General features: G+C 74.2%; 13 protein-coding genes. 2 read left to right on the top strand and 11 right to left on the bottom strand.

Annotated features, from left to right (window positions below; all coding sequences use genetic code 11):
• Nucleotides 1–132: 132 nt before the first annotated feature.
• The 4 genes from VGH76_RS12890 to VGH76_RS12875 form a co-directional block, all read right to left on the bottom strand.
• Nucleotides 133–630 carry a helix-turn-helix transcriptional regulator gene (locus tag VGH76_RS12890; RefSeq protein ID WP_331557082.1) on the bottom strand — a complete coding sequence of 166 codons (498 nt, stop codon included), beginning with the start codon at nucleotides 628–630 and terminating at the stop codon, nucleotides 133–135.
• Between the two features lie 114 nt (nucleotides 631–744).
• Nucleotides 745–2,280 carry a mannitol dehydrogenase family protein gene (locus VGH76_RS12885; RefSeq protein ID WP_331557081.1) on the bottom strand — a complete coding sequence of 512 codons (1,536 nt, stop codon included), beginning with the start codon at nucleotides 2,278–2,280 and terminating at the stop codon, nucleotides 745–747.
• A 42-nt stretch (nucleotides 2,281–2,322) separates the two neighbouring features.
• Nucleotides 2,323–3,063, bottom strand: a complete 741-nt coding sequence (locus tag VGH76_RS12880) for an SDR family oxidoreductase (RefSeq protein ID WP_331557080.1) — start codon at nucleotides 3,061–3,063, stop codon at nucleotides 2,323–2,325.
• 171 nt (nucleotides 3,064–3,234) lie between these two features.
• Nucleotides 3,235–3,639, bottom strand: coding sequence for a DUF2267 domain-containing protein (locus VGH76_RS12875; RefSeq protein ID WP_331557079.1), 405 nt, complete (start codon nucleotides 3,637–3,639; stop codon nucleotides 3,235–3,237).
• Nucleotides 3,640–3,817: 178 nt separating this feature from the next.
• On the opposite strand from VGH76_RS12875, the gene VGH76_RS12870 reads away from it, so the two are divergent.
• Nucleotides 3,818–4,888 (top strand): CHAD domain-containing protein, encoded by a 1,071-nt coding sequence (locus VGH76_RS12870; RefSeq protein WP_331557078.1) that lies wholly within the window; start codon nucleotides 3,818–3,820, stop codon nucleotides 4,886–4,888.
• Nucleotides 4,889–4,903: 15 nt separating this feature from the next.
• On the opposite strand, the gene VGH76_RS12865 is transcribed toward VGH76_RS12870, so the two are convergent.
• From VGH76_RS12865 to VGH76_RS12835, 7 genes are all read right to left on the bottom strand, one after another.
• Complete coding sequence (locus VGH76_RS12865) at nucleotides 4,904–5,806, bottom strand: heparin lyase I family protein (protein ID WP_331557077.1); 903 nt, start codon at nucleotides 5,804–5,806, stop codon at nucleotides 4,904–4,906.
• Nucleotides 5,807–6,091: 285 nt separating this feature from the next.
• The gene (locus VGH76_RS12860; protein ID WP_331557076.1) at nucleotides 6,092–6,727 is read right to left on the bottom strand and encodes a rhomboid-like protein; all 636 of its coding nucleotides are present in this window, start codon (nucleotides 6,725–6,727) and stop codon (nucleotides 6,092–6,094) included.
• A 27-nt stretch (nucleotides 6,728–6,754) separates the two neighbouring features.
• Nucleotides 6,755–8,074, bottom strand: a complete 1,320-nt coding sequence (locus tag VGH76_RS12855) for a ferredoxin reductase family protein (RefSeq protein ID WP_331557075.1) — start codon at nucleotides 8,072–8,074, stop codon at nucleotides 6,755–6,757.
• Nucleotides 8,075–8,247: 173 nt separating this feature from the next.
• On the bottom strand, nucleotides 8,248–9,288 hold the full coding sequence (locus VGH76_RS12850; RefSeq protein ID WP_331557074.1) for an esterase-like activity of phytase family protein: 1,041 nt from the start codon (nucleotides 9,286–9,288) through the stop codon (nucleotides 8,248–8,250).
• Nucleotides 9,289–9,523: 235 nt separating this feature from the next.
• Nucleotides 9,524–10,432 carry a sigma-70 family RNA polymerase sigma factor gene (locus VGH76_RS12845; protein ID WP_331557073.1) on the bottom strand — a complete coding sequence of 303 codons (909 nt, stop codon included), beginning with the start codon at nucleotides 10,430–10,432 and terminating at the stop codon, nucleotides 9,524–9,526.
• Nucleotides 10,429–11,574, bottom strand: a complete 1,146-nt coding sequence (locus VGH76_RS12840) for an NAD(P)/FAD-dependent oxidoreductase (protein ID WP_331557072.1) — start codon at nucleotides 11,572–11,574, stop codon at nucleotides 10,429–10,431. Before VGH76_RS12840 ends, VGH76_RS12845 begins: the two co-directional genes overlap by 4 nt.
• Nucleotides 11,575–11,816: 242 nt before the next feature.
• The gene (locus VGH76_RS12835; protein ID WP_331557071.1) at nucleotides 11,817–12,629 is read right to left on the bottom strand and encodes a hypothetical protein; all 813 of its coding nucleotides are present in this window, start codon (nucleotides 12,627–12,629) and stop codon (nucleotides 11,817–11,819) included.
• 109 nt (nucleotides 12,630–12,738) lie between these two features.
• On the opposite strand from VGH76_RS12835, the gene ppsA reads away from it, so the two are divergent.
• Complete coding sequence (gene ppsA / locus VGH76_RS12830) at nucleotides 12,739–15,132, top strand: phosphoenolpyruvate synthase (RefSeq protein ID WP_331557070.1); 2,394 nt, start codon at nucleotides 12,739–12,741, stop codon at nucleotides 15,130–15,132.
• Nucleotides 15,133–15,259: the final 127 nt, after the last annotated feature.

The following is a 15,259-nucleotide window of genomic DNA, read 5'->3' as shown; positions in this document are numbered from 1 at the left end:
CGTAGTCGCCGAGGCCCAGCAGCGCCAGCGACGGCGCGCGCAGCGGGTCGACCGCGTCGGCGACGGCCTTGCTCGCCTGGTCGCGGGCCTCGCGGACGTCGAACTTGGTGGGGAACGTGACGGCCATGATGATCACTCCTGTTCGTGGCTGACGCCGGTCAGGTCGGGCGCGACGGCCAGCGCGGCCGTCCCGTCCGTGGCACCGGTGGGGGTGCCGGGGGCCGACCTCGGCGTCGGCTCGGTCGAGGTCCCGGCGTCGGGACCCGCACGATTCTCTCGGCGGAAGGACTCGTAGATGTCGTGGAGGACCTGCTTCTGACGCTCGGTCAGCTGCGGGTCGGTCGCGAGCGCGTCCAGCACCCCGGACCCCTGGCGCTCCTCGAGCAGCCCGGCCCGGATGTAGAGCGCCTCGGCGGAGATCCGCAGCCCCGTGGCGATCTGCGCGAGGATCTCGGCGGAGGGTTTCCGCAGTCCCCGCTCGATCTGGCTCAGGTAGGGGTTGGAGATCCCGGCAACCTTCGCGAGCTGGCGCAGGGAGACCTGCGCCAGCTCGCGCTGCTTGCGGATGTAGCCCCCGATGTCCTCGACGGCCTGTCCGAGCGCCTTGTCGACGCTCTCGACCCCGGACATCCCCACGACCTCCTCCGCTCGACTGACATCCACGCTAACACGGGTGCTAGCTCGTGCAAGCACATCGCGTCGTGGCCTGTCGCACAGGGGTGGAGGGCGGTCAGGGACCCGCCGTCAGGCCCCGTCGAGGACCGCCCGCAGCGCCGCCCGGGCGCCCTCGGCGTGCAGCCGGTCGAGGTGGCGGCGGTAGGCCTGCGTGAAGCGGTCGTCGTCGATCAGGTCGCCGAACAGTGAGCGGTCCTCGAGGAAGGCCAGGGGCTCGTCGGGGTAGCGCCGCGCGGCGGCGGTGCGCTCCTCGGCGCGGCCGGTGTCGACGACCTCGATGGGGTCCCCGGCCTCGTCGACCCCCTCGGCGTAGCGCGCCCACGCCGCCACGATCAGCGCCGACCGCTCGATCCCGCCGTGTCCACCTTCCCGGCCGTTCTCGAGGTTCTCCCGGATCACCGGGACGAGCCACGGCGGGATGCGGTCGGACGACTCGGCGGCGAGCCGGGCGAGGGTGTCGCGGATCTCCGGGTTGGCGAACCGTTCGACGAGGGTGGACTTGTACTCGTCGAGGTCGACCCCCGGGACCGGGAGCAGCGTCGGGGTGGCCTCGTCGTCCATGTAGCCGCGGACGAACCGCACGAACTCGTCGTCGCTCGCGACCTCGTGGGCGTAGCGGAACCCGGCGAGGTAGCCGAGGTAGGCGAGCGCCTGGTGCGAGGCGTTGAGCAGGCGCAGCTTCATCAGCTCGTAGGGCTCGACGTCCGCGACGACCTGGACGCCCGCCTCGTCGAAGGCCGGCCTCCCGGAGACGAACCGGTCCTCGAGCACCCACTGGCAGAACGGCTCGCACACCACCGGCCAGCCGTCGTCGACCCCGAAGCGCTGCGCGAGCTCGGCGCGGTCGTCGTCGGTGGTGCGCGGGGTGATCCGGTCGACCATCGAGTTGGGGAAGGGCACCTCGCGCTCGATCCAGTCGGCGAGGTCGGTCCCGAGCGTCTCGTCGCGCCGACGGGCGAACGCGGTGATCATCCGGTGGGCCACGTCGCCGTTGCCGGCGATGTTGTCGCAGCTCATGACGGTGAAGGGCCGGTTGCCCTCGGCCCGGCGCCGCCGCAGCGCCTCGACGAGGTAGCCGAAGGCGCTCGTCGGCTCGGCGTCGAGCGGCCGGGCGAGGTCGTGGGCGACGGAGGCCTCGGACGGGTCGAACTCCCCGGTGGCGGTGTTGACGTGGTAGCCGCCCTCGGTGACGGTCAGGCTCACGATCCGCACGTCCGGGTCGGTCATGCGGGCGAGCACGGCCTCCGGGTCGTCCGGCGCGACGAGGTACTCGACCATCGAGCCGATCACCCGCGGCTCGCGCGACCCGTCGGCATGCTTCTCGACGAGGGTGTAGAGCTCGTCCTGGCGGTGCAGGACCTCGCCCATGGCGCGGTCGGCGTCCAGGACCCCGACCCCGCACAGCGCCCAGTCGCGGTCGTGTCCGGCGGCGAAGAGGCGGTCGAGGTACATCGCCTGGTGGGCGCGGTGGAAGCCGCCGACCCCGATGTGGACGATGCCGACCCGCAGCAGGTCGCGGTCGTAGCCCGGGACGGGGATGGCCAGGTCCGGCAACGTCGCGCGGTTGAGGGCCGTGGCGTGCTGTGCGGCGGCGTCGGCGCTCATGACGTCAGGGTAGGAGCGCAAGCGGTTGCCGCAAAGGCGTCGCTACCGGCCGCCGGCCACGTCGAGGACGCTGCCGGTCACGTAGGAGGCCTCGTCGGAGACGAGCCAGACGATGGCGGCGGCGACCTCGTCGGCCGTGCCCGCCCGGCCCGTCGGGAGGCTGGGGCCGAGCCGTGAGACGCGGTCGGGCTGACCACCGGAGGCGTGCAGCTCGGTGTCGATGATCCCCGGCCGCACCACGCTGACCCGCACGCCCTCCGCGGCGACCTCTTTGGCCAGGCCGAGCCCGAGGGTGTCCACGGCGGCCTTGGACGCGGCGTAGTCCACGTACTCGCCCGGCGAGCCGAGCCGGGCCGCCGCGGAGGACACCAGCACGATCGCCCCGCCCTTGCCGCCGTGCGCGGTGGAGAGCCGCCGGACCGCCTCGCGGCAGGTGACGATGGTGCCGGTGACGTTGGTGGCGAGCATCCGCTCCACGCGCTCGACGGTCAGCTCGTCCACCCGGGCCTTCTCGCCGACGATCCCGGCGTTCGCGACGACGCCGCCCAGCGGCGCGAGGGTCGTCGTCGCCTCGACGGCGGCGACGACGTCGGACTCCACCGCGACGTCCGCGCGGACCGCCGCGGCCCGCCCCCCGGCGCGCTCGATCGCGGCGACGACGGCGGACGCGGCGGCCTGGTCGCTGCGGTAGGTCAGGCACACCGCCCACCCGGCCGCGGCCGCCCGCCGGGCGGTGGCGGCGCCGATGCCGCGGGAACCTCCGGTGACGAGCAGGCTGCGCATGGGCGTGATTCTCCGACGGCGGGCTCACGCGCCGCGGCCCGACACGGTCCACGCCCGTCTCGGGTGGTCGCGAGCGCCGTCGGCCTCGGGCTCGGGTGACCACCGGGACGTCCCGGCGGTCGACGCCACCGGCCCGCGCGGGACGAGCCTGCGCGGGCCGTGCGGTGGCCCTCAGTGCTTCTGGACCGGCTCCGTGCCGAGGAAGTCGGCGAAGTCGGCCGGCAGCTGGCTGGTGACGTCGTCCCACTCGCCGTCGGAGAGCGCCGTCTCGAGACCCTTGGCGACCGCACGGGCGTGCTGGCGGGCCTGGGCGTCGGTGACCTCACGACCCTCGGCGCGCTCGGCCTCGGCCACGCGCTGGTAGAAGGTCGTCACGTCGAAACGCTCACCGGGCGCGTCGTCCGGGATCTGCGCGGCGAGGCTGCCCGGGAGCTGGGACGCGAGGTCCTTGCCCTCCCCGCCGGCGAGCCGTCGACCGAGCACCGCGAGCGTGGCCCGCACGGCCGAGCCCGCGCTCTCGTTGTCGGGCAGGTCGAGGGACTGCCGGACGGCGCTGACGAACTCCTGCTCCTGCATCCTGCTCCTCTCGTGTCGTGGCCCGGGACGGTCCCGGGCGGCACGCGTCGGCGGGTCCCACGCGCTCGGTGACGTGAAACGGACGTCCGACGCCAGCAGGTGGCGGCGCCGTGAACGTTGTCGGATCGCGGCCTGCGGTCCTGATCAGCGGGGCCCCCGTTCGGGTACACAGCTTTTCGTGCCGAAGACAGTCACCGCCGCCACGCTCGTCCTCGCCGCGATCCGCGACCGGGTTGCCGCTCTCCACGCTGCGGTCGAGCCCGAGACCGATCCCACGCCCGTCGTCGAGGACACCGAGATCGGCACCGACCCACACGACGACGAGAGCACCGGGCACCCCGACTTCGGCGGCGACGGCGGATCCTCGGTGACGGTGCCCGCCACCGAGGACGAGACGCCCGACGACGATCCGGCCACCGGCTCCCTCGGGTCCGAGGGGCCCGACGTCGAGCGGCTGGCCGAGGCGCTGGCCGACCTGGAGGCCGTGGTGACGGGCTTCGCGTCGCTCATCGAAGGCGGCGAGCTCCCGGCGCTGCGCGCGGAGCTCGCGTGGGCGCGCTCCACCGTCGAGGAGGCGCGGGCGCTGGACGGCACCGTCGACGTGCTCGAGGAGCTCGTCGAGGACCTCGACCCGACGCTGCGGCAGGGTCCGGTGGAGGCGCGGGTCGGCATCGTCGTCGCCTCCCGCAACGCCGAGCGCCGCGACGCGGTCACCTCGATGCTGGCCCAGCCGGAGTGGACGAGCCTGCTCGCGCACGCCGACCAGCTCGTCCTCACCGCCCCCATCGGGGGTCGCAAGCCCAAGCACACCACCCGGGTCCTCGCCCGGGCGCTCGCCGACGCGGACGCCGCGGCCCGCGAGGCCGCCGCCGCCGCGGTGACCGAGGCGCAGGGCTCGGACCGGGCGGGGGAGCCGCGGCTCGCCCCGGTCGCGACCGCGGCCCACACGGTCGCGACGACGGCGCAGGTGGTCCGCGGGGCGCTGGGCAAGCAGGCCCGCAAGCTCGCGGACGCGGCGGACGCGCTCGCCGGGGCGCTCGAGGAGCGGCGTCGCAACGAGGCCGTCGCGCACTGGCTGGTGGACCTCGCCGACCTCGCGCACCGCGCGGGCGAGCCGAGCTTCACCTACGGGGTGCTGCACGCCGAGGCCCGCGCCCGCCGCATCGCCGCCGACGAGACCCTCGCCGCCGCCGTCACCGCCTACACGAAGCCGAAGCTGCACAAGTGGCTGGATGCCGCAGGCTCGTAGGTGGCCTTCGGCCTCCTATCCGGCGGCCGCCGCGTAGGTGGTGGCCAGCCGGGCGCTCTCGATGTCGTAGGTCGCCGTCGAGGTGAGGGTGTTGTCCCGGTACATCCCCATCTTCCAATAGTCGAACTGCGACGACGTCGTTGACGCGGTCACGACGGTGTCGGTCGAGGCGGCCGGCTCCTTCGGGGTGTCCTTCGGCTGCGGGGTCTTGTCCTTTGCGGCCTTCTGCGCCGCGGCCTGGGCCGGCGAGGCCTTGGTCTTCTTGGCCGTCGGGTAGAGGGTGCCGGCGACCGGGTGGTACCCGGTGAGGACCTTGGTCCCGTTCACCCACGCGTCGATGCTGCCCAGCTTCGGGTTGGCCGAGAAGTGGATGTGGAGCACCACCGTCGTCTGTGTGGTGGTGGCGGCCGGCGCCAGGGTCTGGGTCCAGTACTTGCTGCCCGCGGGCCCGGTCGGGTAGCCGTAGCCGCCGTCGAGGATCACGTTGCCGTGGCCGACCTTCAGCTCCTCCGGCGGCGAGCCGTCGTCGGAGTTCTTCCACTGCGTGATGACCTGCCAGCTCGTCTCGTTGACCGGGAAGGTCGCCGGCAGGGTGAAGGAGTCCCCGAAGTAGAAGTCAGAGCCTTCGGTGAAGTTCACGACGTTCGGCTCGATCTCCGAGCGGGTTCCGCCGCCCGGCACGGTGAACCGAGCTGCCTGGGCCGGGGCATGGACCGTGCTGGTCACCAGGACCGGCGCCGCGGCGCCGACGTCGTTCCAAGGCGTGGCCTTGAAGTTGTTGAACCCGCTGCCGGTGAAGTCGGACTGCCACACCAGGGCGGCCGCGGCCTGGGCGGCTCCGGTCCACGTGACCACGGCGGCTGCGGCCACCAGCAGGATCAGTAGGGCGGATCGGGGTCGCACGCGCGACGTCGTCATCTGTCTCCCCCAGGGACTCAGGTCGCGGCCGGGCGGTCGCGACGGTCCCCAGATCGACTCCCTCCCGACGATTGTTACGACCGTCGTGACGCTTCCGGCGGCGCGTGGAGATCCATTCTGGGCACGGTGCCCGGTCGTGATGCAGAAACGTCGGACGCAGTCACCGCGCCGCCCGGGTCGGGGAGCGGGTCACCGTGCGGGGCTCGCTGCTGCGGCGCACCCGCGCCCTCGCCTTCGTCACGGTGACCGCGCACGGCCCGGCCGGCGCCGTGGCCCACGGCCAGATCACCAAGTCCGTCGTGGCCTTCTGAGCAGCGTCGCCGCGAGGGCGAACCCGATCGCCGCGGCGATCAGGTGCCCGACCGTCGTGAAGTCGGGCAGCAGGCCCGACCAGTCCGCGTCGAGCAGCGGCCACCCGATCACGAACCCCACCCACGGCACCCACGCCCACCGCGGCAGCGCCACGACGACGGCGGCGAGCGCGGCCTGGGCTCCGTAGCTGATCCCGACGTCGACCGCGGTCCGGACGTCCTCGGGGTACCGGCCGGCCCCGATCGCCGCGAGGATCACCGGCAGCGTCAGCAGGGTCGCGCCGACGTGCCCGGCCAGGAACACCGCCGCGGCCCGCGCCGGGCCGTGACGGGCCTCCACCCACCAGAGCGCCACCCCCACCCCGAGCCACAGGGTGATGGCGGTGCCCCCGTCGAGCAGCGACCCGTTGACGACCAGCGCGCTCGCGAGCAGCGCCCGGACGGGATGGGTCGTGAGGTTGGCCGCGTTCGTGCTGGCCCACGCGACGAAGGGTGCCGGGTCGGTCCGGGACATCCCGGCGTGCACGGCCAGGAGCACCACGAGGTAGCCGAGGGTCCACGGACCGGCGACGATGTAGCGCCGGATCCCGGCACCCGTCGCGGAGATCACCCCACCAGGGTGACGGGTGCCCGGGGGTCAGCCGGCGTCGGTGTGCCGCCGCTCCGGGCCGCCGATCGGGAGCGGGCCGGACCAGCCGAACTGCTCGGTGCTCACCCGCTCGGCCGGGACCCCGAGCTGCTCCAGGGCCGCGAGCGATCCCGCGAGCAGCGAGGGCGAGCCGCAGACGAAGTAGTCGAGCTCGGCGCGCCACGGGTCGGGCGGCAGGACGGGATCCAGCAGCGCGGCGTCGACCCGACGGCCCGCGGTGCGGGTCACGCGCAGGTCCAGCCGGCGGGCGAGCGAGGCCAGCTCCGGCTCGAAGAGCGGCTCGTCGGGCCGCTGGGCGACGACGAGGTGGTGGGTGCGGCGGTCGCCGTGATCGGCCAGGGTGCGCAGCATCGACATCATCGGCGTGATCCCGACGCCGCCCGCGACCAGCACCAGTCCGGGGGCCTCGGGGGCCGAGGTGAACGCGCCGTGCGGCCCGTCCAGCCACACCCGGGCGCCCGTCGGGAGCGCCGCGAGGGTCGCCGAGAAGTCACCGGCGTCGCGCACGGTGAGCTCGAGACGGCCGGTCACCCGCGCCGAGGACGCGATGGTGAAGGGGTGCTCCTCGGTGGCGAGGACCGAGCGACGCAGGCGCAGCCACACGAACTGGCCGGGGTGGAACCGCAGCCCCCGGTGCATGTGGACCGGGGCGAGCACGAGCGTGGCGGTCGACGGCCCCTCCGGCCGGACGCCGTAGACGACGTAGGCGCCGTTGCGGGAGAACAGCGGCCGCCACACCCAGCGCAGGAAGAGCACCGTCAGGAGGCCCAGGGTCAGGACCGAGAGCACGACGCGCAGCACCGGGTCCGCGACGAGGTTGCCGAGCCAGAGCACGTGCAGGGCCGCGAGCACGGGGGCCACCGCGGCGAGCAGGACGTGGACCCGGGCCCACAACTCGTACCGGCGGCCCGACCGGCGACCCCAGGCGGCGACGAGTCCGACCCCGGCCAACGCGAATGTCGCGAACCATCCCCACTGGATCGACAGCGACGCCGCGAGCGGGTTGAGCAGCCTCGGCGAGCGCACCACCGCGAGCCCCAGGTGGGTCAGGGCCGCCGCGATCGCCAGGATCCCCAGCCACCGGTGGGCACCGATGACGCGGTCGATCCCGAACGCCGCCGTCAGGCCGCGCACCCGCGACGGCGCCACCGTGGCGACCCCCATCGCGACCAGCGCGACCACCCCGACGGCCACGAGCAGCGTCGAGAGCAGCCTGCCCTCCCCGGTCCGCCACACGGTGAGGGCCACCGGCCCCGCCAGCACGACGACCGTGAGCGCCGTCCAGATCGTCCTGCGCGTCTGCTGCACGGGCCGGGACGCTAGGCATCCGGGTGCGGACGACCGTACGAATCTGAGAACGCCGGTGATCACCGCACGGTCAGCGGGCGATCACGCGCGGTGGCTCGCGGACGATTGCGCCGTTCGGCCGCCGTCGTCGCTCCTCCTGCGCCGCGGGGCGCTCACGGAGAGCGCCGTCGTCGTCAGCCGAGCGTGACCCGCATCCGGTAGGTGCGGGTGACCTCGCGGGGGCTGTCGTTGTCGTCGCTGACCAGGAGCAGGTCGAGCGCCCCGTCGGGCTCCCGCCCGGTGACCGTCAGGCCCTCGACGTTGTCGAGCAACGGGTTGCGCTGGGCCTGCGGGCTGGTGGCGCCGAGGGCCGGGCAGGTCCCGAGGTCGGCGAGCAAGGTGCTGCGGACCGGCGTGCCGGCCGTGGCGGGGGTGAGGGCCGCGACGGCCGCGACGTCGGCGGCCCCGGCCGGGTCGAGGCCAACGAGGTGCACGGTGTTGCCGACCGCCGCGTCGTAGCCGCGCTCGAGGGCGAGCAGGCGTCCGTCGCCGAGCGGGGCGAGCTCGGCGACGCCGAGGCCGGCCGGCAACCCGAGCGCGTACTGCGGGCCCGCGGTGAACGCCGCCGACGTCGGGTCCGGCCGGGTCCAGGTGACCAGGCGGGTCAGGCCTCGGTCGTCGTCGCGCAGCGGTTCCTCGAGCGAGGCCACGAGCGTGCGGGCGTCGGGGGAGAGGGCGAGCCCCTCGAACGTCCCGTTCGACCGGCCGCGGTCGGTGACGTCCGGCGGCACCGGCAGCGCGCCCAGCAGCCGGCCGTCGCGGTCCACGCGCAACACCTGCGGGCCGGTCTCGTCGCCGATGAGCAGGCTGCCGTCGCGGTCGACGACGAGGGACTCCGAGTCGAGCGCCTTCCCTGCGGGGTCCGCGAGCGCGACGGCGTCGAGCGGGCGGTCCACGGCGGCGTCGAGGGTGAAGAGGACCGACCGGTCGGAGAGAGCGAGGACCCGGCCGTCGGGCAGGGCGGCGAGCGCGGAGAGGTTGCCCACCACCTGCGGCTGCGGCGTCCGCCCGGCGAAGTGCTGGCCCTCGAGGGCGTCGGACCACCCGACGATCGCGGTGCTCGGCGAGCACGGTTGCGGGGTCGGCGCCGACGCGGCGGTGGGCGCCGGGGGAGCGGTCGACCCGCACCCGGCGAGGGCGAGCGCCAGGAGCGCGGTGAGGACGGGGCGGCGCACGCGGAGATCGTGCCCGCGACGGGTGGCCGCAGGGTGAACGCCACCCGGGTTCGCGCGTGATGTCCGGAACCGTGTCGCGAGAAGCGGGCGGATCCGAGGGGAGACGCGTGACTCATCGGCTTCTTCGTCGGGCGGGCCGTCGGGCACAAGCAGGGTCCGGCCCACGAGGGGGCCGGGAGCGACGCCGGCCAGCTGACGGGCTGATCACGCGGCCCGTGGCCGCGGTGGTGAACGCCTACCCGGCGGGCGGCTGAGCGGGCATCGCGGCCATCTTCGCGGGGTTGAGCACCGAGGACAGCAGGACCAGCTCGCCGGTCGCCGGGTCGAACTCCGGGGTCATCACGACGAGCACCTGCTCTCCCGCGCGCGCGACCACGCCGATCCCGGCGTTGACCTGCTCGACGGCGATGGTCACCCCGGAGGCCTGGCGGGCCTGACCGGCGACGAAGCGCGCGACCTTGGCGCGTCCCTCGACCGGCCGCCGAGCCGCCGTGACGACGCCGCCGCCGTCGGAGAGCGCGACCGCGTCGTCGGCCAGCAGCCGCTCGAGCGCGGCGAGGTCCTGCCCGCCCACCGCGGAGAGGAAGCGTGCGGTGAGCGCGGCGGCCCGCTCCGGGTCCGCCTCGAAGCGGCGGCGCCCCGCCCCCACCCGTTCCCGGGCGCGGTGCATGTGCTGGCGCACGGTCGCCTCGGGCAGGTCCAGCAGGTCCGCGATCTCGGCGTGCGGGTGGCCGAACGCCTCGTGCAGGACGAAGACCGCCCGCTCGGCGGGCGAGAGCGCCTCGAGGAGCCGCAACATGCCGAGCGAGAGCGTCTCGCGCTGGGTGGCGGTGTCCGAGGGCCCGAGGTCGACGCCGCCCGGCCCGGTCGGCACCGGCTCGGGCAGCCACGGGCCGACGTAGTCGGTGCGCCCGTCGCGCAGCGCCCCGAGCCGGGTGCGGCACAGGTTGACCACGACCCGGGTGAGCCACGCCTCCGGGTCGCGCACCTCCTCCTCGTGCACCGTCCACCGCAGCCAGGCGTCCTGCACCGCGTCCTGGGCCTCGTGGAGCTCGCCGAGCATCCGGTACGCGAGCCCGGTCAGCCGGGCGCGGTTCTGCTCGAACCGTGCCGTGGCGACGTCGGTCCCCGTCGGCCGGGTCACGCGCTCGTCGGGACGCGGGGGTGGGTCTGGACCCGCAGCGCGTTCACGACGATCGCCTCCTTCACCCGGGCCGCGGCGCGGCCGGTGAGCACGAGATCGCGGGGCCGGTCGTCGGTGTGCACCACCTGGACGAGCCCGTCACGACGCCCCAGGCTGACGCACCGGATCGCGTAGCGGAAGCGCCACGGCCGGGGTTCGCGCCCGGCGAGCACCGCGGCGACGGTGCGCGCGGCGTGCTGGGCGGCGGGCACCGCGGTCGCGCAGGCCATCCGCACGACGTCGCCGCTCGCCGCGACGGGTGCCGCGGCGTCGCCCACCGCGAGGACGTCGGGGTGCGAGGTCGAGCGCAGGGCCGCGTCGACGAGGATCCGGCCGTCGGCGTCGACGGCGAGCCCGCCCCGGGCGGCGAGGTCGTCGACGGCGAAGCCGGCGGTCCAGACCACGGCGTCGGCGGGCTCGTCGAGGCCGTCGGCGAGGGTGAGCCCGTCGGGGTGCACGGCGGCCACCGGGGCGTGCTCGACGAGCCGGATCCCGAGCCGCGCGGTGGCGCGTCGCACGTGGGAGGCGCCGCGGGGCGAGAGGTCGTCGTCGAGCGAACCGCTCGTGACGAGTGTCGTGGTGAGCCCCGGGTGAGTCTCGGCGAGCTCGGTGGCGGTCTCGATCCCGGTGAGCCCCGCCCCGACGACCGCGACCCGCCGCACCCCGTCGTCCGCCAGCCGCACCGCCAGCCGGGCCGCGCCGTCGGGGGTGGAGACGTCGTGGGCGTGCTCGGGGACCGCGGTGTGACTGCCGAGGGCGTGGACGAGGACGTCGTAGTCGAGCGGCGCCCCGTCGCGCAGCTGCACCTTGCGGGCGGCGAGGTCGAGGTCGACCACCCGGTCGTCGACGAACGCCACCCCGGTGCCGGCCAGCAGATCGGCGAACCGGGGCGCCTCGACCGGTCGGCCGCTCGCGAGCTCGTGCAGCCGTATCCGCTGGACGAACCGGTCGCCGTCGTTCACCAGCGTCACCGCCGCGTCGGTGCGCCGGGCGAGTGCCTGGGCGGCGAGCTGCCCGCCGTAGCCCCCGCCGAGCACCACCACGCGCGCCCGCTCGCGCCCGCGTCGCGCACCCGCCGTCCCGAGAACCCCTGTCGCCGTCATGGCCTGACCTCTCCTCGCCCGTTGGTCGTCGGGGGAGAAGACCGGGGGGAGCATGCGCGCGTGACAGGGCGCGGCGTGACGTGTGGCACATCATCCGTGGGGAGCGGCCGGGCCCCGATTCGAGCGAAGGGCACCTTCGGTCGACTAGATCGGCCGTGGGCGCCCCTCGCCAGAATCGCGTTCCCCGGCCCAGTCCGAACGAAGGGCACCTTCGGTCGAAACCCGGCCGCGGCCGTCCGGGATCAGGAGGGCCCGACGACGGCGTCGCGGTGCAGGTAGCGGTCGGCGACGATCGTGAGCAGCCGGCGGGCCGACCGCGGGGAGTCCACGACCCCCGGCGGCACCGCCCCCCGTGTCTGCCGGTAGGCCCGCCCGGCGAGGTCCTCGAGGAGCTCGCCGACCGGTCCCTCACCGCGCAGGTGCAGCCCGGTGGCCCGCGACAGGCGCGTCGAGCCCGCCCCGCCGTAGGTCCGCTCGGCGTACTCGGGATACACGCCGGCGAGGAAGAGCGCGCCGTCGCCGATCCTCCGCCACACCCCGGGCCGGTCCTGGGCGGGCACGTCGGCGAGGAGCTCGGCGAGACGCGGAAGGTCCAGCTCGTCCCAGCGCCGCCGCTGCCAGCCTCGCTCCCCGCGGCGCCACACCACCCCGGACGCGAGGCGGGCGTAGGAGGCGAGGAGCTCGGCGAGGAAGAGCCGGTGGGCGGGGTCGGCGGCGAAGGCGGCGATGACGGGCCCGTCGAGGATCGGGAGCCGCGAGCGCGGGGCGGTGCGGTCGACCACCGCGGCCTGCCCCACCAGCGACCCGGCCGCCCGGTGCACGGCGGCCGCGAACACGAGGAAGGGCGAGACGTAGCGGAACCGTTCGCCCTCGTCGTGCACGGCGGTGAGCACGGCGTCGGCCACCGTGGGCCGGTCGAGGAGGTCGAGCACCAGCTCGGGGCGCCGTCGCAGCGCGTCGACCTGGTCGGGGTGGTCGCCGGTCAGGGCGAGCAGATCGCGGTCGGTGAGGTGCTCGCCGTACCGGCGGGCCACGGCGTCACGTGACCTGTCCATTCGTCCATGTTCCCGCCGGGGACGGTTTCTCGCCTCGCTGACGAGGGGAATGTCAGGTCGCTGGTCGGATGCCGCGTGGCGAGGCGCGGACCGCGACGGGAGGACCGAGATGGATCACGTGCGCTGGCTGGAGACGCTGTCGTCGGAGGACACCGACGCCGTCGGCGGCAAGAACTCCTCGCTCGGCGAGATGATCCAGAACCTGGACCGGGCGGGGGTCCGGGTGCCCGGCGGGTTCGCGACGACGTCCGAGGCCTACCGCGCCTTCCTGTCCGCCAACGGCCTGGACGACCGCATCCGCGAGCTGCTCGACGGCCTGGACCCGAACGGCGACAAGCTCGCCGAGGTCGGCGCCGCGATCCGCGAGGAGTTCGCCAAGGCGGAGTTCCCCGGCGACACCGCGGACGCGATCCGCGAGGCCTACGCCGAGCTCTCCCGCCGCTACGACACCGACGACGTCGACGTCGCCGTCCGGTCCAGCGCCACCGCCGAGGACCTGCCCGACGCGAGCTTCGCCGGCCAGCAGGACACCTACCTCAACATCACCGGCGCCGACGACCTGCTGCGCGCGTGCAAGGACTGCTACGCCTCGGTGTTCACCGACCGCGCGATCAGCTACCGCACCGAGCAGGGCTACGACCACCTGGACCTGGCGCTCTCGGTCGGCGTCCAGAAGATGGTCCGCTCCGACACCGGTAGCGCCGGTGTCATGTTCACGATCGACTCCGACACCGGCTTCCCCGACACGATCGTCATCAACGCGGCCTGGGGCCTCGGGGAGAACGTCGTCGGCGGCGAGGTGACCCCCGACCAGTACACGGTCTACAAGCCGTTCCTGGAGAAGGAGAACCTGGTCCCGATCATCGCGAAGACGGTCGGGGCGAAGGAGAAGACGCTGCAGTACGCCGAGTCGGAAGATTCGGCGGGCGACACCACCGAGAACGTCGACACCCCCGCCGAGCACCGCAGCCGCTTCGTCCTCTCCGACGACGACGTCCTCGCCCTCGCCCGCTGGGGTGTCACCATCGAGAAGCACTACGACCGGCCGATGGACATCGAGTGGGCCCGTGACGGCCGCAGCGGCGAGCTGTTCGTGGTGCAGGCACGTCCGGAGACCGTCCAGTCGAACGCGGGCGCGGGCACGCTGCAGACCTACCGGCTCGAGGGGACCGGCGACGTCGTCGTCTCCGGCCTGGCCATCGGCCAGGCGGTCGCGGCCGGCGAGGTGCAGCGCATCGCGTCGGCCGACGACATCGACACCTTCGAGGAGGGCAAGGTCCTCGTCACGGAGATGACCGACCCGGACTGGGTGCCGATCATGCGCAAGGCCGCGGCGATCGTCACCGACCGCGGGGGGCGGACCTCGCACGCCGCCATCGTGTCCCGCGAGCTGGGCGTGCCCGCCGTCGTCGGGACCGGCGACGCGACGGAGACGCTCGAGGACGGCCGCGAGGTCACCATCTCCTGCACCGAGGGCGACGAGGGCTACGTCTACGACGGCATCCTCGACTACACCGTGGAGGACCTCGACCTCGACGACGTCCCGGAGACGAAGACCCGGGTCATGATGAACATCGGGAGCCCGGCCGCGGCGATGCAGTGGTGGCGGCTGCCCGCGCACGGCATCGGGTTGGCCCGGGTCGAGTACCTGGTCAACAACGTGATCCAGGCGCACCCGCTGGCGCTGCTGCACCCCGACCAGGTCGACGACCACGCCCGGGCGCAGATCGAGGAGCTCACGGCGGGCTACGACGACAACGCCGAGTACTTCGTCGAGCAGATGGCCCGCGGGATCGGCGTGATCGCGGCGTCGCAGTACCCGGAGCCCGTCGTCGTCCGGCTCTCGGACTTCAAGACGAACGAGTACGCGGGCCTCATCGGCGGGACGGCGTTCGAGCCCGACGAGGAGAACCCGATGCTGGGCTGGCGCGGGGCCTCGCGCTACTACAGCGAGGACTACGAGGAGGCCTTCGCGCTGGAGTGCCGAGCCCTCTCGCGGGTGCGGGTGGACATGGGCTTCACCAACGTCATCGTCATGGTCCCCTTCTGCCGCACGCCGGAGGAGGCCGACCGGGTGCTGGAGACGATGAAGAAGCACGGCCTCGAGCGCGGGCGCGACGAGCTGCAGGTGTACGTGATGGCGGAGATCCCGTCGAACGTGCTGCAGGCCGACGAGTTCTCCGAGCGCTTCGACGGCTTCTCGATCGGCTTGAACGACCTGACCCAGCTCACGCTCGGGATCGGGCGCGACGACGACCGCCTCGCGCACCTCTTCGACGAGCGCAGCCCGGCCGTCAAGAAGATGATCTCGATGCTGATCGAGACGGCGCATGCGAACGATCGCTACGTCGGCATCTGCGGGCAGGGGCCGAGCGACCACCCGGACCTGGCCGAGTTCCTCGTCGAGCAGGGGATCGACTCGATGTCGCTGAACCCGGACAGCGTGCTCACGGTGATCGAGCGGGTGGCGCAGGCGGAGCGGTCCGGCGGAAGTACCGGGTGACCGGCAGGGGAGCGAACGCCGCCCGCTCGTAGAGACGGCGGGCGGGGGCGTGGCCGGGGTCGCCGGCGAGGTGGTGCCGGCCTCGGCGGACCGGCCCGTCGCGGTCGCCGACGGTGCCGCGGACGAC

Origin of the sequence: Actinomycetospora sp. (assembly GCF_036497585.1) — a bacterium.
Taxonomy (GTDB): Bacteria; Actinomycetota; Actinomycetes; order Mycobacteriales; family Pseudonocardiaceae; genus Actinomycetospora.
Note: the sequence above shows the minus strand (reverse complement) of the source record. Positions and strands in the feature narration are given on the sequence as shown.

Coding starts and splice junctions, on each gene's coding strand:
- VGH76_RS12885 (WP_331557081.1), bottom strand. CDS start 2,280: ATGAGCGCCGACGCCGCCGCACAGCACGCCACGGCCCTCAACCGCGCG.
- VGH76_RS12865 (WP_331557077.1), bottom strand. CDS start 5,806: ATGACGACGTCGCGCGTGCGACCCCGATCCGCCCTACTGATCCTGCTG.
- VGH76_RS12875 (WP_331557079.1), bottom strand. CDS start 3,639: ATGCAGGAGCAGGAGTTCGTCAGCGCCGTCCGGCAGTCCCTCGACCTG.
- ppsA (WP_331557070.1), top strand. CDS start 12,739: ATGGATCACGTGCGCTGGCTGGAGACGCTGTCGTCGGAGGACACCGAC.
- VGH76_RS12890 (WP_331557082.1), bottom strand. CDS start 630: ATGTCCGGGGTCGAGAGCGTCGACAAGGCGCTCGGACAGGCCGTCGAG.
- VGH76_RS12880 (WP_331557080.1), bottom strand. CDS start 3,063: ATGCGCAGCCTGCTCGTCACCGGAGGTTCCCGCGGCATCGGCGCCGCC.
- VGH76_RS12840 (WP_331557072.1), bottom strand. CDS start 11,574: ATGACGGCGACAGGGGTTCTCGGGACGGCGGGTGCGCGACGCGGGCGC.
- VGH76_RS12835 (WP_331557071.1), bottom strand. CDS start 12,629: ATGGACAGGTCACGTGACGCCGTGGCCCGCCGGTACGGCGAGCACCTC.